This is a genomic window from Jannaschia sp. GRR-S6-38, assembly GCF_029853695.1.
Taxonomy (GTDB): Bacteria; Pseudomonadota; Alphaproteobacteria; order Rhodobacterales; family Rhodobacteraceae; genus Jannaschia; species Jannaschia ovalis.
In genome coordinates this window covers 1,884,512-1,905,748 of the sequence record NZ_CP122537.1, presented here as the reverse complement: position 1 = coordinate 1,905,748, position 21,237 = coordinate 1,884,512, and the positions used below count along the sequence as shown (strand labels likewise).

21 protein-coding genes are annotated in these 21,237 nt (G+C 70.4%); 14 read left to right on the top strand and 7 right to left on the bottom strand.

The genetic code is table 11. The annotated features are described in order from the left end of the window. Positions 1–30: 30 nt before the first annotated feature. Positions 31–831, bottom strand: a complete 801-nt coding sequence (locus P8627_RS09685; RefSeq protein ID WP_279963895.1) for an SDR family oxidoreductase — start codon at positions 829–831, stop codon at positions 31–33. Positions 832–848: 17 nt separating this feature from the next. Between P8627_RS09685 and P8627_RS09680 the strand changes: the two genes are divergently transcribed. Beyond that, positions 849–1,775 carry a BKACE family enzyme gene (locus P8627_RS09680; RefSeq protein WP_279963894.1) on the top strand — a complete coding sequence of 309 codons (927 nt, stop codon included), beginning with the start codon at positions 849–851 and terminating at the stop codon, positions 1,773–1,775. 3 nt (positions 1,776–1,778) lie between these two features. On the opposite strand, the gene P8627_RS09675 is transcribed toward P8627_RS09680, so the two are convergent. Genes P8627_RS09675 through P8627_RS09665 form a run of 3 tightly spaced genes read right to left on the bottom strand, consistent with a single transcriptional unit; the run spans position 1,779 to position 3,966 of the window. Next, the gene (locus P8627_RS09675; protein WP_279963893.1) at positions 1,779–2,564 is read right to left on the bottom strand and encodes a substrate-binding domain-containing protein; all 786 of its coding nucleotides are present in this window, start codon (positions 2,562–2,564) and stop codon (positions 1,779–1,781) included. Then, positions 2,561–3,268 carry an ATP-binding cassette domain-containing protein gene (locus P8627_RS09670; RefSeq protein WP_407932929.1) on the bottom strand — a complete coding sequence of 236 codons (708 nt, stop codon included), beginning with the start codon at positions 3,266–3,268 and terminating at the stop codon, positions 2,561–2,563. The genes P8627_RS09675 and P8627_RS09670 overlap by 4 nt, the downstream gene beginning before the upstream one ends. Beyond that, positions 3,262–3,966 carry an ABC transporter permease gene (locus P8627_RS09665; RefSeq protein WP_279963891.1) on the bottom strand — a complete coding sequence of 235 codons (705 nt, stop codon included), beginning with the start codon at positions 3,964–3,966 and terminating at the stop codon, positions 3,262–3,264. Before P8627_RS09665 ends, P8627_RS09670 begins: the two co-directional genes overlap by 7 nt. Before the next feature lie 155 nt (positions 3,967–4,121). Here P8627_RS09665 and P8627_RS09660 point away from each other — a divergent pair, with 155 nt between their 5' ends. The 8 genes from P8627_RS09660 (at position 4,122) to P8627_RS09625 (ending at position 11,347) form a co-directional block, all read left to right on the top strand. Further along, the gene (locus tag P8627_RS09660) at positions 4,122–5,285 is read left to right on the top strand and encodes an amidohydrolase (protein WP_279963890.1); all 1,164 of its coding nucleotides are present in this window, start codon (positions 4,122–4,124) and stop codon (positions 5,283–5,285) included. 87 nt (positions 5,286–5,372) lie between these two features. Then, the gene (locus P8627_RS09655; RefSeq protein ID WP_407932928.1) at positions 5,373–6,128 is read left to right on the top strand and encodes a succinate dehydrogenase/fumarate reductase iron-sulfur subunit; all 756 of its coding nucleotides are present in this window, start codon (positions 5,373–5,375) and stop codon (positions 6,126–6,128) included. Beyond that, positions 6,128–6,469 carry a succinate dehydrogenase gene (locus P8627_RS09650; RefSeq protein WP_279963889.1) on the top strand — a complete coding sequence of 114 codons (342 nt, stop codon included), beginning with the start codon at positions 6,128–6,130 and terminating at the stop codon, positions 6,467–6,469. The genes P8627_RS09655 and P8627_RS09650 overlap by 1 nt, the downstream gene beginning before the upstream one ends. After that, positions 6,466–6,810: a succinate dehydrogenase, cytochrome b556 subunit gene (gene sdhC, locus P8627_RS09645; protein ID WP_279963888.1), complete on the top strand. Its 345-nt coding sequence runs from the start codon at positions 6,466–6,468 to the stop codon at positions 6,808–6,810. Before P8627_RS09650 ends, sdhC begins: the two co-directional genes overlap by 4 nt. A gap of 1 nt (position 6,811) precedes the next feature. After that, positions 6,812–8,572: an L-aspartate oxidase gene (locus tag P8627_RS09640; protein ID WP_279963887.1), complete on the top strand. Its 1,761-nt coding sequence runs from the start codon at positions 6,812–6,814 to the stop codon at positions 8,570–8,572. Positions 8,573–8,595: 23 nt separating this feature from the next. After that, entirely contained in the window at positions 8,596–9,561 is a 966-nt protein-coding gene (locus P8627_RS09635; protein WP_279963886.1) for a fumarate hydratase, read from the top strand. Then, the gene (locus P8627_RS09630; RefSeq protein WP_279963885.1) at positions 9,558–10,685 is read left to right on the top strand and encodes a CaiB/BaiF CoA transferase family protein; all 1,128 of its coding nucleotides are present in this window, start codon (positions 9,558–9,560) and stop codon (positions 10,683–10,685) included. Before P8627_RS09635 ends, P8627_RS09630 begins: the two co-directional genes overlap by 4 nt. Then, the gene (locus tag P8627_RS09625; protein WP_279963884.1) at positions 10,682–11,347 is read left to right on the top strand and encodes a fumarate hydratase C-terminal domain-containing protein; all 666 of its coding nucleotides are present in this window, start codon (positions 10,682–10,684) and stop codon (positions 11,345–11,347) included. The genes P8627_RS09630 and P8627_RS09625 overlap by 4 nt, the downstream gene beginning before the upstream one ends. 6 nt (positions 11,348–11,353) lie before the next feature. Here the strand turns inward: P8627_RS09625 and P8627_RS09620 are convergent, their stop codons facing one another. Together P8627_RS09620 and P8627_RS09615 are read right to left on the bottom strand one after the other, a co-directional pair. Continuing rightward, the gene (locus P8627_RS09620; RefSeq protein ID WP_279963883.1) at positions 11,354–12,097 is read right to left on the bottom strand and encodes a sulfite exporter TauE/SafE family protein; all 744 of its coding nucleotides are present in this window, start codon (positions 12,095–12,097) and stop codon (positions 11,354–11,356) included. Further along, on the bottom strand, positions 12,087–12,989 hold the full coding sequence (locus tag P8627_RS09615; RefSeq protein ID WP_347882268.1) for a LysR substrate-binding domain-containing protein: 903 nt from the start codon (positions 12,987–12,989) through the stop codon (positions 12,087–12,089). The genes P8627_RS09620 and P8627_RS09615 overlap by 11 nt, the downstream gene beginning before the upstream one ends. A 176-nt stretch (positions 12,990–13,165) precedes the next feature. Here P8627_RS09615 and P8627_RS09610 point away from each other — a divergent pair, with 176 nt between their 5' ends. From P8627_RS09610 to P8627_RS09590, 5 genes are all read left to right on the top strand, one after another. Further along, positions 13,166–14,143, top strand: a complete 978-nt coding sequence (locus tag P8627_RS09610; protein ID WP_279963881.1) for a tripartite tricarboxylate transporter substrate binding protein — start codon at positions 13,166–13,168, stop codon at positions 14,141–14,143. Between the two features lie 67 nt (positions 14,144–14,210). Continuing rightward, positions 14,211–14,699, top strand: coding sequence for a tripartite tricarboxylate transporter TctB family protein (locus tag P8627_RS09605; protein WP_279963880.1), 489 nt, complete (start codon positions 14,211–14,213; stop codon positions 14,697–14,699). 13 nt (positions 14,700–14,712) lie between these two features. After that, entirely contained in the window at positions 14,713–16,212 is a 1,500-nt protein-coding gene (locus P8627_RS09600) for a tripartite tricarboxylate transporter permease (protein ID WP_279963879.1), read from the top strand. Then, on the top strand, positions 16,209–17,792 hold the full coding sequence (locus P8627_RS09595) for a thiamine pyrophosphate-binding protein (protein ID WP_279963878.1): 1,584 nt from the start codon (positions 16,209–16,211) through the stop codon (positions 17,790–17,792). The genes P8627_RS09600 and P8627_RS09595 overlap by 4 nt, the downstream gene beginning before the upstream one ends. Continuing rightward, positions 17,789–18,895: an NAD(P)/FAD-dependent oxidoreductase gene (locus P8627_RS09590; RefSeq protein ID WP_279963877.1), complete on the top strand. Its 1,107-nt coding sequence runs from the start codon at positions 17,789–17,791 to the stop codon at positions 18,893–18,895. Before P8627_RS09595 ends, P8627_RS09590 begins: the two co-directional genes overlap by 4 nt. 54 nt (positions 18,896–18,949) lie before the next feature. Here P8627_RS09590 and katG read toward each other — a convergent pair whose 3' ends face one another. Continuing rightward, positions 18,950–21,160: a catalase/peroxidase HPI gene (gene katG / locus P8627_RS09585; protein ID WP_279967443.1), complete on the bottom strand. Its 2,211-nt coding sequence runs from the start codon at positions 21,158–21,160 to the stop codon at positions 18,950–18,952. Positions 21,161–21,237: the final 77 nt, after the last annotated feature.

Here is a 21,237-nt window from a genome sequence, read left to right as displayed (position 1 = left end):
ATCGCCGGGCCTCGCGGCCCGGATCGGTCCTCACCCCAGCATGCCCAGGTCGCCGTCGACGGCGATGGCCTGTCCCGAGATCGTGCGCCCGCGCGGGCTGGCGAGGAACAGGACCTGATCGGCGATCTGGCGGGCGGTCACGTAGTCCTTGATCGAGACATGGGCGAAGGCCTCGGCCTCGATCTCCGCCAGGCCCATGCCCCGGGCCTGCGCCCGCGCCTCCATCACCCGCCGCTGCCGGTCCCCGGCCACCAGCCCCGGCAGGATCGCGTTGGCGCGGATGCCGTCGGGCCCGAGCTCGAGCGCCAGCGACTTGGTGAACCCCACCACGCCCCATTTCGCCGCCGCGTAGGGCGCGCGCCGCGCGAAGCCCAGCCGTCCGGCAGCCGACGACATGTTGGTGATCGAGCCGTTCCGGCTCGCGCGCAGGGCCGGCACCGCCGCGCGGGTGATGTTGAACTGCCCCGTCAGGCAGACCTCCAGCGTGCGCGCCCAGTCATGGGGATCGATCTCCTCGACCGGGGCGGTGGGCCCGGCAATGCCCGCGTTGTTCACCAGCGCGTCCAGCCCGCCCAGATGCGCCACCGCCCGGGCGACGAAGCCCGCGGCGGCCGCCGTCTCGGCCACGTCGCAGATCTCGGCGAAGATCTCGGGCGCCTCGGATGACAGCTCCTCCAGCGCCGTCGGATCCAGATCGCAGACCGCGACCCGCGCCCCCTCCTCGCGGAAGGCCATCGCGATCTCGCGCCCGATGCCGCCCGCGCCGGCGGTCACGATCACCCGCGCGCCTTTCAGTTGCATGTCCATCGCCGCCCCCTCCACCGTGGCCATCAGAACCGGAGGACCGCATGCCCCGCAAGGTCATGATCACCTGCGCCGTCACCGGCGCCATCCACACGCCCAGCATGTCGCCGCACCTGCCCGTCACGCCGACCGAGATCGCCCAAGCCGCCGTCGGCGCGGCGGAGGCGGGCGCGGCCCTCGTCCACATCCACGCCCGCGACCCCGAGACCGGCGCGCCCGACCAGTCGCCCGAGGCCTTCGCGCCCATCCTGGGCGTGATCCGGCAGGGCTGCGACGCGGTCGTCAACATCACCACCGGCGGCTCGCCCGCCATGCTGGTCGAGGAGCGGGTGCGCCCGGCGCAAACCTTCGCGCCCGAAGTCGCGTCGCTCAACATGGGCACGATGAATTTCGGCCTCTACCCGATGCTGGCGCGCTACCAGACGTTCCAGCACGACTGGGAACGCCCCTTCCTCGAAGGCTCCGTCGACCGGCCCTTCCGGAACAGCTTCAAGGATATCGAGTACATCCTGCGCAGCTGTGCCGAGAACGGCACCCGCTTCGAGGTTGAGTGCTACGATATCGGCCATCTCTACACGCTGGCGCATTTCGCCGACCGCGGCGTGATCGAGCCGCCCTTCTTCGTGCAATCGGTCTCCGGCCTGCTGGGCGGCATCGGCGCGCATCCTGAAGATGTGGCCCATATGAAACGCACCGCCGACCGGCTCTTCGGCGACGACTACCTCTGGTCGGTGCTGGGCGCGGGCAAGAACCAGATGGCCGTGGCCGCGCAGTCGGTCACGCTGGGCGGGCATGTCCGCGTCGGGCTGGAGGACAGCCTCTGGATCGCGCCGGGCGAGCTGGCGACCAGCAACGCGCAGCAGGTGGCGAAGGCGCGCGGCCTGATCGAAAGCCTCGGCCACGAAGTCGCCACCCCGGCCGAGGCGCGGGAGATGCTGCGGCTGAAAGGTGGCGACCGCGTCGGCTTCTGAGCTTCAGCGCGCGTTCCAGGTGAAGAGCCGCTCGCCCGCGATCCGGTAGCCGTCGATCAGGTCGCGCGCGGCGTCCGAGGTCAGCCAGGCCTCCAGCCGCTCCGCGCCGGCGGCGTTGACGGAGGGGTGCGCCCGGGCGTCGACCGGCAGGAAGGCGTATTGGTTGAAGAGCATCGGATCGCCCGCGAAGAGCAGGGCCAGCCCGTCGCGATTGCCGAAATTGAGCCAGCTCGCCCGGTCGCTCAGCACATAGGCCCCCATGCCCCGCGCGGCATTCAGCGCCGCACCCATCCCGGCCCCGATGGGCCGGTACCAGCGCCCCTCGGGCGCGATCCCCGCGGCCTCCCAGAGCCGCAGCTCCGCCAGATGCGTCCCGCTGTCGTCGCCGCGGCTGACGAAGGGGGCCCCGGCATCGGCGATCCGGGCCAGCGCGGCCGCCGCCCCGCCGGCCCCCGCGACGCGGGCGGGATCGTCCGCCGGGCCGACGAGGACGAAGTCGTTATACATGATCTCGCGCCGGTAAGGGGCATGGCCCGCCGCGACGAAGGCGTCTTCGGCGGCGCGGGAATGCGCCAGCACCGCATCGACATCGCCCGCCGCCCCGAGGCGGAGGGCTTGTCCGCTGCCGACCACGAGAAGCTGGATGTCCAGATGGGTCGCGGCTTCGGCCTCGGGGACCAGCACCTCGGACAGGCCGGAATTCACGAAACTGGTGGTTACGGCCATGCGCAGCACCTCGGCCCGTGCGGGAAGGGCGAGCAGGAGAAGGGCGGCGAGCAGGCGGATCATTCGACGATATCCCCCTTCAGGAAGGCCGCGGCCTGCGGGGTGCGGGGGCCCGCGAAGAAGGCCGCCGCCGGGCCCGCCTCGGCCACGCGACCGTGCAGCATGAAGACCACGCGCGTCGCGATGCGCCGGGCCTGGCCCATGTCGTGGGTGGCCAGCACCACATGGGTGGTGGCGGCCGCCCGCGCCAGCCGGGCCTCGATGGCGCGGGTGGCGCGCCCATCGAGCGCGGCGCAGGGCTCGTCGGCGAACAGGACCTCCGGGTCGGTGATCAGCGCGCGGGCCAACGCCAGCCGCTGCGCCTCGCCGCCCGACAGGCTGGTCGCGCGCTGCGCCAGCTGTTCGCCCAGGTCGAAGGCGGCGGCCTGCGCCTCGGCGCGCGCGCGGGACGCGGCGCGGGATAAGCCGGCGAGGCGCAGCGGGAAGGCCAGGTTCGCCCGCACGCTGCGCCGCAAGACGATCGGCCGCTGTGCGACGAGGGCCTGCCGCGCCCGGGCCTCCGCCTCGGGCAGGGCCCAATCGACGCGGCCCACCGGCCGCTCCAGCCCGTGCATCAGCCGCAGAAGCATCGACTTGCCCGACCCGTTCGGCCCGATCACCGCGGTCACGCCCGTCCCCTCCAGCCGCAGGTCGACCGGCCCGACCAGAAGCCGGCCGTCCCGGCGCACCCCCGCGCCCCGCAATTCCAACGGCAGCGCGCTCACCACCGCCCCCGCCGCTCGGTCCGGAGCGCCCAGTGGCTGGCACCCGATACGCCGAGGGACAGGGCGATCAGCACCACGCCCAGCCCCAGCGCCACGGCGAAGTCGCCGCGCCCGGTCTCGAGCGCGATGGCCGTGGTCAGCACCCGGGTCGCGCCGTCAATATTGCCGCCGACGATCATCACCGCGCCCACCTCGCCGATGGCCCGCCCGAACCCCGCCAGCGCCGCCGTCAGCAGCGCGCGCCGCCCGTCCCAGAGCAGTACCGCCACGCGCTGCGCCCGCGTCGCGTTCAGCGAGATCAGCAGGTCGTGATACTCGGCCCAGAGGTCGCGCATCGCCTGATGCGCGATCGAGGCGACCAGCGGCGTGATCACCACGACCTGCGCCAGGATCATCGCCCAGGGCGTGTAGAGCAGGCCCAGAACCCCGAGCGGCCCGCCGCGCGACAGCATCAGGTAGACGGCCAGCCCCACCACGACGGGCGGCAGCCCGATCAGCGCGTTCATCACCGCGATCACCGCGCGGCGGAAGCGGAAGCGGCGGATGGCCAGCCAGGCGCCGAGCGGCATCGCGATGGCGCAGCCGATGGCAAGCGCCGTCAGCGTCACGAAGAGCGACCTTGCGGTGATCTCGATCAGCTCGCCATCGAGCGACAGGACGAGCTGACCGGCCCGCAGGAGGCCGGCGCCGAACTCATCCATGATGGCGCCGGAACATCTCGGGCGGCCTCCTTCGGTGGTCGGGCCGGGGCGGCCCGCCCCTCAATGGATCGACCGGCGCGGCGGACGCAATCCCCGGCGCTTCCCTTCCGGGCGCCGGGCGTGCAGCTTGGCGCGCGAACCAGACCGAGGACGCCATGGCCATCCGCAACCGCTTCGCCGAACTCCACCCCGAGATCACGGCCTTTCGGCACGACCTGCATCGCAACCCCGAGCTGCTCTACGATGTCGGGCGCACGGCCCGGAAGGTCGCGGGCGCGCTGCGCGCGATGGGCTGCGACGCGGTGCATGAGGGCATCGGCCGCACCGGCGTCGTTGCGCTGATCCACGGGCGCGCGCTCGGCCGCACCATCGGGCTGCGCGCCGACATGGACGCGCTGCCGATCCACGAGGCGACCGGCGCCGACCACGCGAGCACGGTGCCCGGCAAGATGCATGCCTGCGGCCATGACGGCCACACCGCGATGCTGCTGGGCGCCGCGCGCTACCTGGCCGAGACGCGCAATTTCGCGGGCACCGTCGCGGTCGTCTTCCAGCCCGCCGAGGAGGGCGGCGCCGGGGCCGAGGCGATGATGCGCGACGGCCTGATCGAGCGCTTCGGCATCGCCGAGATCTACGGCATGCACAACTCGCCGCTGCTGCCCGCGGGCGCCTTCGCGATCCGCCCGGGCCCGTTCTACGCCGCCGTCGACAGCTTCCGGATCGCGGTGCGTGGGCGCGGCGGCCATGCCGCGCGGCCCAACAACACGGTCGACACCACGCTCGCGGCCTCGGCCATCGTGGTGGCGGTGCAATCGGTGGTCAGCCGCAACACCGACCCGCAGCAGCCGCTGGTCATTTCGATCACCGCCTTCCGCACCGAGACGGACGCCTTCAACGTGATCCCCGACGCCGCGACGCTGCGCGGCACGATCCGCAGCTTCGACGAGGCCGCCCGCGAAAAGGCCGTGGCGGACCTGCGCCGGGTGATCGACCTGACCGCCGCCGCCTACGGCGCGACCGCCGAATTCAGTTTCGAGGAGGAACCCTATCCCGTCATGGCCAATCACGCGGCCGAGACGGATCACGCCGCCGAAGCCGCGCGCGCCGTCGCCGGCGCCTGCGACACCGACGCGCCACGGACGACGGGGGGCGAGGATTTCGCCTATATGCTCAAGGCCTGCCCCGGCGCCTATATCCAGATCGGCAACGGACCCTCGGCCGGGCTGCATCACCCCGAATACGATTTCAACGACGCGATCATCCCCGCAGGCTGTTCCTACTGGGTCGAGCTGGCCGAACGGCGCCTGCTCCTTTCGTAAGCCCGACTTACGAGAGGCGTTACGATTTCGCGTATTCGGTTAGCTGCGCCGACGGTGTAGGCTGCACCCGCCATGGGGAGGATGCAGGTGCTCGACGCGCGACCGGAGCGGACCGACGATTTCGAGGACCAGGCCACGCTGGCGGTCGAGGTCTGGCGCGGCGACGCGTCGGGCGGCGCGTTCGAGCGCCACACGGTGCCCGCCTATGAGAGCCAGACCGTGCTCGACGTGGTCGCCTGGATCCAGCAGAACACCGATCCCACGCTGACCTATCGCTTCGCCTGCCGGGTGGGGATGTGCGGCTCCTGCGCGATGATGGTGAACGGGGTGCCGCGCTGGACCTGCCGGACGCATGTCAAGAAGGTCTCGGGCGACGGACCCGTCACCATCGCGCCGCTGCGCAACCTGCCCGTGATCAAGGACCTCGCCGCGGACATGGATCCGTTCTTCGACAAATGGGTCGAGGCGGAGGCCGTGCACCACCCGTCGCGCACCCGCGCCGAGCCCATCGAGGAGATCGCGCCCGACAGCGCCGGCCGGGTCGAGGCCAATACCGGCATCGAGTGCATCAACTGCTCGATCTGCTACGCCGCCTGCGACACGGTCGCGGGCAACCCCGACTATCTGGGGCCGGCGGCGTTGCAGCGGGCCTGGACGCTTTTCAACGACGCCAAGGATGCGGGCCGGCTGGCGATCCTGGATGCGGTCTCGGGCACCGGCGGCTGTCACAACTGCCACAGCCAGGGCAGCTGCGCGGTGCATTGCCCCAACGACCTGAACCCGATGCGCGCCATCGCGGGGCTGAAGCGCGAGACCATGCGCCACGCCTGGAGGCGGCGCTGATGCTGGACCTGCGGCTCTACATGGCGCAGCGGATCACGGCGATGCTGATGGCGCCCTTCGTGCTCGTGCATCTGGGCGTGATGATCTACGCGATCCAGGGCGGGCTGAGCGCGGCCGAGATCCTGGGCCGGACGCAGGGCTCGGTCCTGTGGTTTCTGTTCTACGGCGGCTTCGTGATCGCCGTCGCGATCCACGCATCCATCGGGCTGCGGGTCATCGCGCACGAGCTTCTGGGGCTGGGCCAGCGCGCGCTCGATGCGGTGATGTGGGGCGCGGGGGCGCTGCTGCTGACGCTCGGGGGGTGGTCGGTCCTGGCCGTCACGCTGGGGCCGGGGCAATGACCGCCGCGCGCTACCGCAACCATCCGCTCTGGTGGGCCTTCGCGCTGCACCGCGCGTCCGGGCTGGCGCTCGCGCTGTTCCTGCCGTTCCACTTCGTCGTCCTGGCGCAGGCCCTGACCGCGCCGGAGGCGCTGGACGGGTTCCTCGCGCTGACCGCGAACCCGATGGTCAAGCTGGCCGAATTCGGCCTCGTCCTCGGCCTCGCCCTCCACATGTTCGGCGGGCTGCGGCTGCTGGCGCTGGAATGGCTGCCCTGGTCGGGGCGCCAGAAGACGCTGGCGGCGGGGGCGGCGGCGCTGTCGTTCCTGACCGGCACGGCCTTTCTCCTGCAGGCGATCTGACATGTCGAAGCCCGAAATCGAACGCCACGACACCGATATCCTGATCCTCGGATCGGGCGGCGCGGGCATGTTCGCCGCGCTCCACGCCCAGCAGACCGCGCCCGCGGGCACGCGCATCACCATGGCGGTGAAGGGGCTGATCGGAAAATGCGGCTGCACCCGGATGGTGCAGGGCGGCTACAACGTCGCGCTCGGGCCGGGCGACAGCGTCGCGCGGCATTTCATGGACACGATCGAGGGCGGCAAATGGCTGCCCGACCAGGACATGGCCTGGCGGCTCTGCGAGGAGGCCGTGACCCGCGTGCGCGAGTTGGAGAACGAGGTCGGCTGCTTTTTCGACCGCAACGGCGACGGCACGCTGCACCACAAGGCCTTCGCCGGGCAGACCGCCGACCGCACCGTCCACAAGGGCGACCTGACCGGCATCGAGATCATCAACCGGCTGATGGAGCAGGTGCTGTCGCGCCCGATCGAGAAGCTGCAGGAACACCGCGCCATCGGGCTGGTCCCGACCAAGGACGGCTCGGCGCTGGCGGGGGTGCTGTTCATCGACATGCGCACGGGCAAATTCCGCTTCGTGCGCGCCAAGACGGTGATGATGGGCACGGGCGGCGGCCCGACCATGTACAAGTACCACACGCCCTCGGGCGACAAGACGATGGACGGGCTCGCCATGGCCCTGCGCGCGGGGCTTCCCCTGCGCGACATGGAGATGGTGCAGTTCCATCCCACCGGGCTTCTGGCGGGCGACCACACCAAGATGACCGGCACCGTGCTGGAGGAGGGGCTGCGCGGCGCGGGCGGCCAGCTCGTGACCCATTCCGGCCAGCGCTTCATGTTCGACTACGACGCCAAGGGCGAGCGCGCCACGCGCGACGTGGTCAGCCGCGGCATCTATGCCGAGATGCGCAAGGCCAACGACCCCGAACAGGTCGGGGTCTTCCTCTCGATGGCGCATTTGGGTCCCGAAAACGTGGCGAAGAAATTCGCCGGCATGGTCAAGCGTTGCGCCGATTGCGGCTTCGACCTGGCGGGCGGCCTGGTCGAGGTGGTGCCGACCGCGCATTATTTCATGGGCGGAGTCGTGGTCGATCCGGACACGCGGACGGCGATGGAGGGGCTCTACGTCGCGGGCGAGGATGCGGGCGGCGCGCATGGCTCGAACCGGCTGGGCGGCAACGGGGTCGCGAATTCCACCGTCTTCGGCGGTGTGGCGGGCGACGTGATGGGTCGCGACGTGACCGCGATGGGTCTGCGCGAACCCGACGAGGCCGTGCTCGAGGCCGAGATCGCCCGCGCAATCCACCCGCTCAGCCGCACCGTGGGCCGGGTCCAATCCCTGCGCCACGCCCTGCAGGAGGCGATGTGGGAGGAGGTCGGCGTCATGCGGACCGCCGCCGGGCTGAGGCGCGGCATCGACCGCGTCGCCGACATCCGCCGCGAGCTGATGGCGACCGGCGTGGATGGTGGCAACCTCGCCTTCAACCTGACCTGGCACGACTGGCTCAACATGGCGTCGCTCACCGAGGTCTCGGACGTGATCGCCCGCGCGGGGCTCGCGCGCGAGAATTCGCGCGGCGCGCATTACCGCGAGGATTTCCCCGAACCCGGCGCGATGGAGGAGAGCTACTTCACCGTCGCCCGCAAGCATGGCGACGCCGTCGCCGTCGACCGCGAACCGGTGCGCTTCACCATCGTGCGCCCCGGCGAGACGGTCCTGCCCGAAGGCGAACCCGAGACGCTGGTCGCCGCCGCCGAGTGACGCCCGCGAAAGGAGGCCCCGCGATGATATCCATCGACCTGATCCAGAAGACCGCCGAGACGCTGATGGACAAGGCCGCGATCGAGATCCCCGATGACTACCTGTCCGGGCTGCAGCAGGCCGCCGCCGACGAGGAGGGCGACCTGTCCTCCTTCGTGCTGAAGGCGATGCTGGAGAATTACCAGGCCGCCAAGGAGGATCGCCGCGCGATGTGCGGCGATACCGGTACGCCGCGCTGGTACGTCAAGATGGGCAACGACACGCGGGTCGAAGGCGGCCCCGTCGCGCTGGAGGCCGCGCTGCGCCGCGCCACGGCGAACGCCACGAATGGCGTGCCCCTGCGGCCCAACCGGGTCCATCCGCTCTGGCGGACGGATCACGACAACAATGTCGGCATCGGCGCGCCCGAGATCGAATATGGCTACGAGCCGGCGGCGCCCGGAGAGGAATGGATCGACCTGATCACCGTCCACAAGGGCGGGCTCTTCGGCACCGATTACCGGATGCTGTTCCCCTCCGACGGGATCGAGGGGATCAAGCGCTTCTACCTCGACAGCCTCGTCGCCTTCGGGAAGCGCGGCCTGGCCTGCCAGCCCGCCATCATCGGGATCGGGCTGGGCGGCTGCAAGGACACCTGCATGGTGCTGGGCAAGCGCGCCGCCTGCCTGCGCACGGTGGGAGACCGCAACCCGGACCCGAAGATCGCCGCGCTGGAGGAGGAGTTCAAGGAGCTGGGCAACTCCATCGGCATGGGGGCGATGGGCTTCGTAGGCAAGTCGATGGTCATCGATTGCCATATCGAGGTCGGCTATTGCCACACGGGGGGCATGCAGATGTCGGTCCACGCCTTCTGCCTGTCCTCGCGCCGCGCCGTGGCGCGCATCTTCGCCGACGGCCGCGTCGAGCATCGCACCGATCCCGACTGGTTCACGCCCTACCAGCGGCGCGAGACGGTCGAATGGGAGCCCCAGGCCGTGGCCGCGGAATGAGGCGCCCGCTGGACGGGCTGCGCGTGCTGGACTTCACACATGTGATCTCCGGACCCTTCGCGACCTACCAGCTGGGGCTGATGGGGGCCGAGGTGATCCGCGTCGAACGGCCCGCCGGGGACGATTTCGTCCGCACCCATGGCGGGACGGAGCCGATGCGCGCCGCCGGCCTGGGCGCCAGCTTCCTCAGCCAGAACGCCGGCAAACGCTCCGTCGCGCTGGACCTGAAGACGGGTGACGGCCGCGCGGCGGCGCTGCGGCTGGCAGCGACGGCGGATATCGTGGTCGAGAATTTCCGCCCCGGCGTGGCCGACCGGCTGGGGATCGGCTTCGACGCCATCCGCGCCGCGCGACCCGACGTGATCTTCGCGTCCCTGACCGGCTTCGGGCCGGACGGCCCGCTGTCCGACCGGCCCGCCTATGACCACATCCTGCAAGGCATCTCGGGCCTGATGGCGATGACCGGCACACCGGAGAGCGGGCCGGTGCGCTCCGGCATCCCGATCGTGGACTACGTCGCGGGGCAGGCGCTGGTCACGGCGGTGCTGGCCGCGCTTCTGAACCGGCGGGACGAGGCGCAGCGCGTCGAGGTCTCGATGCTGGAGGCGCTGCTGGCCTTCATGGGCCCGCAGGCGGTGCATCAGGAAACGACTGGCGCGATCCGGGGGTTGGCGGGGAACGCCGCCTTCTCGGACAGCCCCTTCTCGGGCCGCTTCGCCTGCGCCGAGGGCGAGATCGTCGTCACGGCCAACACGCCCGCCCAGGTCGTGCGCTGCGCCACGGCGTTGGGCCGGCCCGACCTGGCCGATGCCCCGGCCGAGACCGTCGCGGACGCCCTGCCCGACCTGTTCGCGGCCGACACCGCCGATGGCTGGGAGGCCAGGCTGGCGGCCGCGCAGGTTCCCGCCGCGCGCGTCCGCAGCCTGCCCGAGATGCTGGCGCATCCGCAGATGGCCGACAGCCCCTGCTGGGCGCGGATCGACGTGCCGCCGATCGGCGCCAGCGTCCGCGTGCCGACCCTGCCGTTCCGTGCCCCCTGGACCCGCCCGCCGGGCCGCGTGCCGACCTTGGGCGAAGACACCGAGGCCGTTCTGGCCGAGACCCTGGAAGGAGCCCCGACATGAGCCCCAGAGAGATCGTGCTTTCGACCACCCCCACGCCCGAGGCGCTGGCCGAGCTGCGGCTGGGCGACATCGTCTACCTTGACGGGCTGATGTACACGGCGCGCGAGGGCGTCTACAAACGCGCGCTCGAGGACAAGGCCAACATCCCGATCGAGCCCTCGCAATCGGCGGCGAATTTCCACTGCTCGCCGGCCGCGCGGATCAATCCCGACGGCAGCTTCGAGATGGGCGCGGTGACCGCCACCGCATCCTTCCGCTTCGCCAAATGGCTGCCCGAATGGCTGGAGAAATCCGGCGCGAAACTGGTGATCGGCAAGGGCGGCATGAGCTCGAAGGACTACAAGTCCTACTTCGTACCGAACGGCGCGATCTACCTGTCGACCGTGGGCTACGGCACCGGCGCGCTGCTGGGCCGGGGCGTCGAGAACGTCGAGGCCGTGCACTGGCACGAGGAGCTGGGCCTCGCCCAGGCCATGTGGGTGATCCGCTGCAAGCGGATGGGCCCGTTCATCGTCGCCTCAGACATGGAGGGGAATTGCCTCTTCGAGCGCGAGAACGCGCGGATCTCTGAAGGGCTGGCGAAGGCCTACGAGGGCACGCGGCCAGCGACGCTTAAGCGCTTCGGCGAGACCGACGACAAGTCCGAGGAACTGATCGGCTGAGGCCGGTCAGACCAGGACCCTCAGCAGCAGGACCGCGCCCGAGACCAGCATCATCGCGATGATCAGCCGCCGGAACTGGTCGTCCTGCAGCCGCCGGAACACCGCGATCCCGATCTGCGCCGAGATCATCGTCACCGGCAGCGCGACGAGGATCAGCACCAGCGTCTCGCGCCCGTAGGCGCCGTTCCAGGCGAGCGTCAGCGCGGTCAGCCCCAGCACCGCGACGTTGAAGGGCTGCAGCACGGCGCGGACGTCGGATTTGGGCCAGGGCCGCAGCGCGCACCACATGGTCGGCAGAGCCCCCGACAGGGCCGCCGCCCCGCCCAGCAGCCCGCCGAGGAACCCCACGCCCATGTCGATCCCCGGCGTCGGGCGGGTGAGCTTGGGCAGCGCCGCGCGGAAGCTGAAGAACCCGCCATAAAGCAGCATGAAGAGCGCGATGGTCAGCTTCAGCGCATCCGCCGAGACGACCGCAAGCGCCGCGACGCCCAGCGGGATGCCCGGCAGCGCGGGCAGCAGGAAGCGCAGCAGGCGGCGCTTCTGCTCGAACATCGATGCCCGCACGATCCAGACGCCCTGCAACCCGCTGACGACCGACATCACCACGACGATCGAGACGGCCTGCAGCGGCGGCATGATCTGCAGCCAGAACCCCAGCGCGAAAAGCGCCGTGCCGAAGCCCGCCAGCCCGTTGATGAACCCGCCCGAGGCCGCGCCCAGCAGCAGGAGCGCCACCATTTCAAACGACATCGCGCAGCCTCGCCGTCTCGGGCGTCAGCTCGCCCACCGCGACCGCGCCGCGCAGGCGCAGCACCAGCTCGTCGATGGCGCGGGTCTTCAGACTGTCGGCGCGGGCGATCACGCCCAGATGCCGCTTCGGCGCGTCGGGGCCGAGCGACAGGCGCTTGAGCGGCAAGGGTCGCATCGTGTGGACCGAGCGGCGCGGCGCGATGGCCACGCCCATGTTGCACAGCACCATCGAGGAAATCGCTTCAAGCCCCTCCAACTCCATGACCTCTGTCACGGTGATCTTGCGGTCCTGCAGCCAGGCCTCGATCGTGGCGCCCACGACCGCGTCGCGGCTGAAGCGGATGAAGGGCTGGCTGCGCAGCAGCTCCAGCACGTCGTCGCTCTCGGTGTCGACGGCGGCCAGAAGGACGAGATCCTCGACCGCGACCTCGTGCCAGACATGCCCCTCCGGCACGTGGCCCGGGCGCGAGACGATGGCCGCGTCGATCAGCCCGCGCTCGACCTCGCGCAGGAGCGCGTTGGTCAGCCCGCCCTGCAGCCGGACCCGCAAGTCCGGCCAGGCCTTGCGCAGCGCCGAGACGGTCAGCGGCACCAGACCCGTCAGCGTCGTCGGCACCGCGCCCAGCAGAAGCTCGCCCGACAGCCCGTCATCGCCCAGGACGGACGGGACCAGCGCGTCATATTCGGCCACCACCTTGCGGGCCTTCGCCACCATGGCGCGGCCGACGGGCGTGAGTTGCGGGGTGCGGCGCGAGCGGTCGAACAGGGTCACGCCCCATTCGGCCTCGAGCGCCTTCATCTGCTGGCTGACGGCGGCATGGGTGACGAAGACCGCGTCGGCGGCCGCGCTGAAAGTCCCATGATCGTCGACCGCGATCAGGGTCCGGAGCATCCGGATCGACATCCGCGCCCTCCCCGACCGCGTATTGAAAGCAATACTTTCGTAAGCTGTAAATTTTTGGTGCTTTCTGATAGATTTTCCTTAACCCTATCCTTTGTCAAGGACCGCCACGCGCCCCTCGGGAGGAGGGAGCGCCAAGGCGCGGTCCGTGGAATGGGAGGATCGACATGACACGAATTCGCACGGGCGTTCTGGCCGCTGCACTGGCCGGACTGACCGCCACGGCGGCCTGGGCCGAGTATCCGGAACGGGCCATCAACATGGTCATTCCCTACGGCGCGGGCGGCGCGACCGACATCTCGGCCCGCTCCATCGCCGAGCCTCTGGGCAATGCCGTGGGCCAGCCACTGGTCATGGCCAACATCACCGGCGCGGGCGGGGCCACCGGCTCGGTCGCGGTGCAGAACGCGCAACCCGACGGCTATACGATGCTGTTCGCGCGCGTCGGCTCGCACAGCGTGAACCCGGCGATGAAGGCGACGCTGCCCTACACGCTGGACGATTTCCGCTTCGTCAACGTCTACGAGATCAACCCCTTCGCCTGCGCCGTGGCCGCCGGGTCCGACATCCAGTCGATGGACGACCTGATCGCCAAGGCCAATGGCGACGGCGTCGCCTTCTCCTCCTCGGGCGTGGGCTCGGGCCTGCACCTAGGCGCGGTGATGGTGCTCGACGCCTTCGGGGTCGAGGACGCGGCCAACACCGCGACGCATATCCCGCAGCAGGGCGGCGGCGCGGCGGCGACGGCGGTGCTCAACGGCACGGCCGATTTCCTCTGCACCAACTCCTCTTCGGTGGCGAGCTTCATCGCCAACGGCCAGATGCGTCCCCTGCTGGTGACCACGCCCGATCCGATCGAGGGCTTCGACGCCCCCTCGGCCGCGGATCTGGGCAAGCCCGAGCTGGAGCGCCTCGTGGGCTGGACCGGCATCGCCGGCCCCGCGGACCTGCCCGACGACGTCGCGGCCAAGTGGGGCGAGTGGATGGCCGAGGCCACGTCGGACGAGAACTTCCGGACCGTGATGGAAAGCCGCGGCTCGATCATCGAGCTGATGGGCCCGGAGGAGGCCAATGCCTTCATCCAGACCCAGTACGAAACCTTCCGCGCGCTCGTGGACGAGCTTGGCATGCGCATCGAAGGCTGACAGGCTGATCTGAGCCAGGGCGCGGCGGGCACCCGTTCGCCGCGCCCCATCCATCCGGAGAGCCGCCTTGCCCGAACGACGACTGCATCTCCAGCTCGGCATCGGGGCCGTGCTGGTCGCCGCGCTCCTGCTCTTCTGGGCGATCCCGACCTGGGTGTCCTCGCCCTCCAATGTCCGCAACATCGTGCTCTCGCCGCTGTTCTGGCCGAACACGCTGGCGGCGCTGACCGCGCTGATCGGGCTGTCCCTGATCGCGACCGCGCTGCGCCTGCCGCGGGCCGAGAAGGCCGCGTCGGATGTCCACGACCGGCCGCAGGCCGTCGCGCGGCTCGTCGGGGCCGCCGTGGTGATGGTCGTCACCTTCTGGGCCCTGCCGCGGCTGGGCCTCGTCTGGACGGCGATGCTGGCCTTTGCGGCGCTGGCCTTCCTGGTGAAGACGCGGCACCCGGGCTGGGCGCTGGGCTCGGCGGTCCTGGTGCCGCTCCTGCTCTATCTCTTCTTCGCCAAGGTCGCCGGGGTCGCGATCCCGCAGGGCGAATTCATAAGACTTCCGTGAAGGAGCGTTTCCCATGGGCCTGATGGACAGCCTGATGGCCGGCCTCTCGCTGGTCGGCAATGTCGAGGCCTTCCTCGCGCTGGGCCTCGGCGTCCTCATCGGCGTGATCGGCGGCGCGATCCCAGGCATGTCGGCCACCATGGCCGTCGCCCTGACCCTGCCCTTCACCTTCGCGATGCAGCCGATCACCGGCATCCTGCTGCTGCTTGGCGTCTACAAGGGCGGCATCTTCGGCGGCTCGATCCCGGCGATCCTGATCAAGACGCCGGGCACGCCTGCTTCCTCGGCGACGGTGCTCGACGGCTATCCGCTGGCCGAGAAGGGGCTGGCGGGCAAGGCGCTGGGCATGGCGCTCTGGGCCTCCTGCACGGCGGACCTGATCTCGAACCTGGCGCTGATCCTGTTCGCGGGCTGGCTGGCCAGCTTCGCGCTGTCCTTCGGCCCGCCCGAGTTCTTCACGCTGATCCTGTTCTCGCTGACGATCATCGCGGGCGTCTCGGGCGACAGCCTGCTGCGCGGCGCGCTCTCGGCGCTTCTGGGGCTGCTCCTGGCGACGATCGGGCTCGATCTCGTCTACGGCACCAACCGCTTCACCTTCAGCGACCCGAACCTGATGGGCGGGCTCAATTTCATCGCCGTTCTGATCGGTCTCTTCGCCATTCCCGAGATCCTGTCCATGGTCTGGAACCCCCGCGCGCATGAGGGGCAGACCCGGTCGCTGGGCGACAATTGGGTGACGATCAAGGAATACCTCGCCTCGTTCAAATCCATCGTCCGCGGCAGCCTGATCGGCGTGTTCCTGGGCTCGATCCCCGGCATCGGCGCGGCGCCATCCGCGTTTCTCAGCTATTCCGAGGCGCGGCGGAAATCGCCCAACAGGGCCAATTTCGGCAAGGGCGAGCTTGAGGGCGTCGCCGCCTCCGAGGCGGGCAATAACGGCGTGGCGGGCGCGACGCTGATCCCGCTCCTGGCGCTGGGCGTACCCGGCGACGTCATCACCGCGATCATCATGGGTGCCTTCATGATCCACGGGCTGCAGCCCGGGCCGATGATGTTCATCATCAACGTGGACATCATCTACGGGCTGTTCATCGGGCTGATCGTCAGCTCGGTCTTTTTGTTCTTCATCGGCTCGGTCGCGATCAGGGCGTTCAAGTTCGTGGCCGACATCCCGCGCGGCGTCCTGTTCCCGGCGGTGATGATCCTCTGCGTCTACGGAGTCTTCGCCGTGAACAACAACCTGTTCGACGTGGGCGTCATGTTCGCCATGGGTTGGGTCGGCTTCTTCTTCCTGCGGTTCCAGATCCCCGCCGCGCCCTTCCTGATCGCCTTCATCCTCGGCCCGCTTCTCGAGGACAATTTCCGGCAGGCGATGCTGATGTCGGGCTCCTCGCCGCTGATCCTGTTCCGGGGGCCGATCACCTGGGTCTTCTGGTCGCTGACCGCGATCACGGTGATCGCCATTGCGCGCGCCGGCTGGAAGGCCGCGCGCCGCCGGGGGACCCCGGCATGAGGGGCGCGGACCTTCTGATCGCGACGCTGAAGGCGGCGGGCGTTACGCGGATCTACTCGCTGTCGGGCAACCAGATCATGCCGGTCTACGACGCCTGCCTCACGGCGGGCATCCGGATCGTGCACACCCGCCATGAAGGCGCGGCCGTCTTCATGGCCGAGGCGCATGCCCAGATGACGGGCGAGGTCGGCGTGGCTCTGGTCACCGCCGGCTGCGGGCTGGCCAATGCGCTGGGTCCGCTTCTGACCGCGCGCGAATCCGACAGCCCGGTGCTGCTTCTGTCGGGGGACAGCCCGGTCGCGCAAGACGGGCGCGGCGCTTTCCAGGAGATGGACCAGACCGGCATGACCCGGCCCCTGACCAAGCTGTCGCTGCGGCCCCGCAAGCCCGCCGATCTGGGGCCCGCGACGGCGCGCGCGCTGCGCGTGGCGATGTCCGGCCGCCCCGGGCCGGTCCATGTCGCGCTGGCCTTCGATGCGGTCGAGGGCGACGCGGGCGACGCCCCCGTGCCCCTGGCGCCCCGGCGCGACCGCATGGCCATGGCCGGCGGCGAAGCCGCGCGCATCGCCGAGGCGATGGCCCGCGCCGCACGGCCGCTGATCCTGCTGGGCCCCGTGGTCTCGCCCACCCGCGAGCCGGGCCTGTCCGACGCGCTGGTCGACGCGCTGGACGCCCCTTCCATCCTGATGGAAAGCCCGCGCGGCCTGCGCGATCCGGCGCTGGGCCAGGCGGGCGCGGCCCTGCGCGAGGCGGATGTCGTGCTCTGCCTGGGCAAGCGGGTCGATTTCACGCTCGGCTTCGGCGCGCCGTTCCGCGACGATGCGCAGGTCTTCCTGGTCACGCCCGACCCGGCCGAGCGCGACCGCGCGCATCTCAACCTCGGCACCAAGCTCGCCGCGACCTCGACCGCCGATCCGCGCGACGCGGCCGAGGCGCTGATCGGCGCCGCGCAGGGCGGCGATCGTGACGCCTGGCGCGCCCGGGTGACCGACCTGCTCGACGCCCCGCCGCCCGAGCCCGATGCCACGGACGGGATCTCGCCCGCCCAGATCGGCGCCGCGGTGCAGCGCAAGCTCGACGCCGATCCGCGAAGCGTGGTGATCTGCGACGGCGGCGAATTCGGGCAATGGGCGCAGGCCACGACGCGCGCCGCACGGCGCATCACCAACGGCATCTCGGGCGCGATCGGCGGCGGGCCCTGCTATGCGCTGGCCGCGAAGATGGCCGATCCCGAGGCGCCGGTGATCGCGCTGGTGGGCGACGGCACGGTCGGCTTCCACTTCGCCGAGTTCGAGACCGCCGCGCGCGAGGGCGTGGCCTTCGTCGTCGTGGTCGGCAACGACCGCTGCTGGAACGCCGAGGCGCAGATCCAGATCCGCGATTACGGCGCCGACCGGCAGATCGGCTGCGACCTGAGCGGCGCGCGCTACGACGCGGCGGTGGCCGCGCTGGGCGGGCATGGCGAATACGTGACCGAGGCTGCCGGGCTCGACGCCGCGCTGGACCGCGCGCTGGCCAGCGGGAAGCCCGCGCTAGTCAATGTCGCGATGAAGGGCGCGGCGGCGCCCGCCGGGCATTGACGGACCACGTCCAGACCGTCGTCGCCGGGGCGGGCGTCATCGGCACCGCCATCGCCCGCGCGCTGGCGCAGGCGGGGCACGAGGTGCTGGTCCTGGAGGCCGAGGATTCGGGCCGTCACCACACCTCCGCGCGCAACAGCCAGGTGATCCATGCCGGCATCTACTACGCCCCCGGGTCGCTGAAGGCGCGGCTCTGCGTCCGCGGGCGCGAGATGCTCTACGATTTCTGCCGGACGCATCACGTCGACCACATCAACTGCCAGAAGCTGATCGTCGCCACATCCGACGCGCAGCTCGCGGAGCTGGAGACGCTCTGCGCGCGCGGGCGCGCGAACGGCGCGGGCGATCTGCGCGTGATCCCCGGCGCGGAGGCCAAGGCGCTGGAGCCGGGACTGGCCTGCCGCGGCGCCCTCGTCTCGCCCGAGACGGGCGTGGTCGATGCCAGCGCCTTCATGCACGCGCTGCAGGGCGAGGCCGAGGCGGCAGGCGCGGATTTCGCCCTTCGCGCGCCCCTGCGCCGCGTCACGCGGACGGCCGAGGGCTTCGCGCTCGACATCGCGGATGCGCATGGCACGCGCCTGACCTGCACCAACCTCGTCAACGCCGCCGGTCTCGGGGCCTGGGACGTGGCGCGCGCGATGGACGACCCCGGCATCGAGATACCGGTCCAGAACTTCGTGAAGGCCTGCTACTTTTCGCTGGGCGGGCGCCCCTCGCCCTTCGAGCGGCTGATCTATCCCGCGCCGGACGCGGCCTCGCTGGGCGTCCATTCGATCCGCGACACCGGCGGCCAGGTGCGCTTCGGACCCTCGGTCCATTACCTCGACGCGCCGGTGATCGACTATCGAAACGATGTGGATGCTGGGCCGTTCTACGACGCGATCCGCAAGTTCTGGCCCGGCCTCCCCGACGGCGCGCTGGCCCCGGATACCTGCGGCATCCGCCCGCGCATCACGCCGCCGGGCGAACCGCTGGCGGATTTCATGATCCGCGGGCCGGGGGATCACGGGGTGGCCGGGCTCGTGCATCTGTTCGGGATGGAAAGCCCCGGCCTGACCTCCTCGATGGCGGTCGGGGAGCACGTGGCGGCGATGCTGGCCTGAAACGCAGAACGCGGCCCCGAAGGGCCGCGTCCGGTTCTTGTGATCGCGCTTGGGTCAGCCGTGCAGGTCGAAGCGGTCGAGCTCCATCACCTTGGTCCAGGCGGCGACGAAGTCCTTCAGGAAGGTCTCCGCCTTGTCGGATTGCGCGTAGTATTCGGCAATTGCGCGCAGCTGCGAGTTCGAGCCGAAGACGAGGTCGCAGCGCGTGCCGGTCCAACGCTCTTCGCCGGTCTTGCGGTCGCGCGCGACATAGCGCGTCGCGCCCTCGCTCTCCGGCTTCCACTCGGTGCCCATGTCGAGCAGGTTGACGAAGAAATCGTTCGTCAACACGCCCGGACGGTCGGTCAGAACGCCGTCCTTGCCGCCGGCATGGTTGGCGTCCAGCGCACGCAGACCGCCCACCAGCACCGTCATCTCGGGCGCCGTCAGTGTCAGCAGCTGCGCCCGGTCGACCAGCAGTTCTTCCGGCGAGGCGGTGAACTCGACCGCCTGGAAGTTGCGGAAGCCTTCGGCCCGCGGCTCGAGCGGCTCGAAGCTCTCGGCATCCGTCTGCGCCGCGCTCGCGTCCGTGCGGCCCGGCGTGAAGGGCACCTCGACCGCGTGGCCGCCAGCCTCGGCCGCCTGTTCGACCGCGGCGCAACCGCCCAGCACGATCAGGTCGGCCAGGCTGACCTTCGTGTCGCCCTTCGCGTCGAACTCCGCCTTGATGGCCTCCAGCTTCGCCAGCACGTCGGCCAGCTGCGCCGGCTGGTTCGCTTCCCAGTCCTTCTGCGGGGCCAGGCGGATGCGCGCGCCGTTGGCGCCGCCCCGCTTGTCGGACCCGCGATAGGTCGAGGCCGAGGCCCAGGCCGTCTGGATCAGCTGCTGCGCCGGGACGACCGCCAGCAGCTTGGCCTTCAGCTCCGCGATATCGGCCGCGTCGACCAGCGGGTGATCCACCGGCGGGATCGGATCCTGCCAGATCAGATCCTCGGCCGGGACCTCGTCGCCCAGGTAGCGGATCTTCGGGCCCATGTCGCGATGGGTCAGCTTGAACCAGGCCCGTGCATAGGCATCGGCGAAGGCCGCGTGATCGTCGCGGAACTTCTCCGAGATCTTGCGATAGGCCGGGTCCGTGATCAGCGCGATATCGGTGGTCGCCATCATCGGCGGATGCCGCTCGTCGTCATGCGCGTCGGGCACGATGTCCTGCGCTTCCGGCTGCTTGGGCTTCCACTGATGCGCGCCGGCGGGCGACTTGGTCAGCTCCCAGTCCCAGCCGAAGAGCGTCTCCCAGTAGGAATTATCCCAGGTCGTGGGCGTGGGCGTCCAGGCGCCTTCGAGGCCCGAGGTGACGGTGTGCTTGCCGTTGCCGGTCTCGTAGGGGTTCTTCCAGCCGAAGCCCATATCCTCCATCGCCGCGCCCTCGGGCTCCGCGCCCAGCAGGGTCGCGTCACCGTTGCCGTGCGCCTTGCCGAAGGTGTGCCCGCCCGCGATCAGGGCGACAGTCTCCTCGTCGTCCATCGCCATCCGGGCGAAGGTCTCGCGGATGTCATGGGCGGATTGCTCGGGATCCGGGCGGCCGTCGGGGCCTTCGGGGTTCACGTAGATCAGGCCCATCTGGACCGCGGCCAGCGGGTTCTCGAGGTAGCGGCCCTCGGACTGGTCGCCGTAGCGCGCCTTGCCGTCGAGCCAGGTGTCCTCGGTGCCCCAGTAGATGTCCTCCTCGGGCTCGTAGATATCGGCCCGGCCGCCGCCGAAGCCGAAGGTCTTGAAGCCCATCGTCTCCATCGCGACGTTACCAGCCAGGATGAACAGGTCGGCCCAGCTGATCGCGTCGCCGTATTTCTGCTTTATCGGCCAAAGCAGGCGGCGCGCCTTGTCGAGATTGCCGTTATCGGGCCAGGAGTTCAGCGGCGCGAAGCGCTGCGAGCCCGAGGACGAGCCACCGCGGCCATCGGCGGTCCGGTAGGTGCCGGCGGAGTGCCAGGCCATGCGGACGAAGAACGGGCCGTAATGGCCGTAATCGGCGGGCCACCAGTCCTGGCTGTCGGTCATCAGATCGGCCAGGTCCTGCTTCAGCGCCTTCAGGTCGAGCGTCTTGAACGCCTCGGCATAGTCGAAGGCCTCGCCCGTGGGCGTCGTCTGCGGCAGGTTCTGGTGCAGGATGCGCAGGTTCAGCGCGTTGGGCCACCAGTCTTTGTTGGTGCGCCCCTTGTTGGTGGTGTGAAGCGTGACACCGTGGATGACCGGGCACTTGCCCGCGCCGCTGTCGGATCCGTCCATCATCGTCTCTCTCCCGTCTCGAAGCCCGCGCGGGGCCGAATGATGCGTCCCGATACCAGCCCGGGGCCATTTGCAAA

Excerpts from the sequence above, each read along its gene's own strand:
- P8627_RS09650 (WP_279963889.1), top strand. The coding sequence starts at position 6,128 with ATGCTGGACCTGCGGCTCTACATGGCGCAGCGGATCACGGCGATGCTG.
- P8627_RS09610 (WP_279963881.1), top strand. The coding sequence starts at position 13,166 with ATGACACGAATTCGCACGGGCGTTCTGGCCGCTGCACTGGCCGGACTG.
- P8627_RS09595 (WP_279963878.1), top strand. The coding sequence starts at position 16,209 with ATGAGGGGCGCGGACCTTCTGATCGCGACGCTGAAGGCGGCGGGCGTT.
- P8627_RS09600 (WP_279963879.1), top strand. The coding sequence starts at position 14,713 with ATGGGCCTGATGGACAGCCTGATGGCCGGCCTCTCGCTGGTCGGCAAT.
- P8627_RS09665 (WP_279963891.1), bottom strand. The coding sequence starts at position 3,966 with ATGGATGAGTTCGGCGCCGGCCTCCTGCGGGCCGGTCAGCTCGTCCTG.
- P8627_RS09675 (WP_279963893.1), bottom strand. The coding sequence starts at position 2,564 with ATGATCCGCCTGCTCGCCGCCCTTCTCCTGCTCGCCCTTCCCGCACGG.
- katG (WP_279967443.1), bottom strand. The coding sequence starts at position 21,160 with ATGGACGGATCCGACAGCGGCGCGGGCAAGTGCCCGGTCATCCACGGT.
- P8627_RS09615 (WP_347882268.1), bottom strand. The coding sequence starts at position 12,989 with ATGCTCCGGACCCTGATCGCGGTCGACGATCATGGGACTTTCAGCGCG.
- P8627_RS09625 (WP_279963884.1), top strand. The coding sequence starts at position 10,682 with ATGAGCCCCAGAGAGATCGTGCTTTCGACCACCCCCACGCCCGAGGCG.
- P8627_RS09660 (WP_279963890.1), top strand. The coding sequence starts at position 4,122 with ATGGCCATCCGCAACCGCTTCGCCGAACTCCACCCCGAGATCACGGCC.
- P8627_RS09620 (WP_279963883.1), bottom strand. The coding sequence starts at position 12,097 with ATGTCGTTTGAAATGGTGGCGCTCCTGCTGCTGGGCGCGGCCTCGGGC.
- P8627_RS09640 (WP_279963887.1), top strand. The coding sequence starts at position 6,812 with ATGTCGAAGCCCGAAATCGAACGCCACGACACCGATATCCTGATCCTC.
- sdhC (WP_279963888.1), top strand. The coding sequence starts at position 6,466 with ATGACCGCCGCGCGCTACCGCAACCATCCGCTCTGGTGGGCCTTCGCG.
- P8627_RS09630 (WP_279963885.1), top strand. The coding sequence starts at position 9,558 with ATGAGGCGCCCGCTGGACGGGCTGCGCGTGCTGGACTTCACACATGTG.
- P8627_RS09680 (WP_279963894.1), top strand. The coding sequence starts at position 849 with ATGCCCCGCAAGGTCATGATCACCTGCGCCGTCACCGGCGCCATCCAC.
- P8627_RS09685 (WP_279963895.1), bottom strand. The coding sequence starts at position 831 with ATGGCCACGGTGGAGGGGGCGGCGATGGACATGCAACTGAAAGGCGCG.
- P8627_RS09635 (WP_279963886.1), top strand. The coding sequence starts at position 8,596 with ATGATATCCATCGACCTGATCCAGAAGACCGCCGAGACGCTGATGGAC.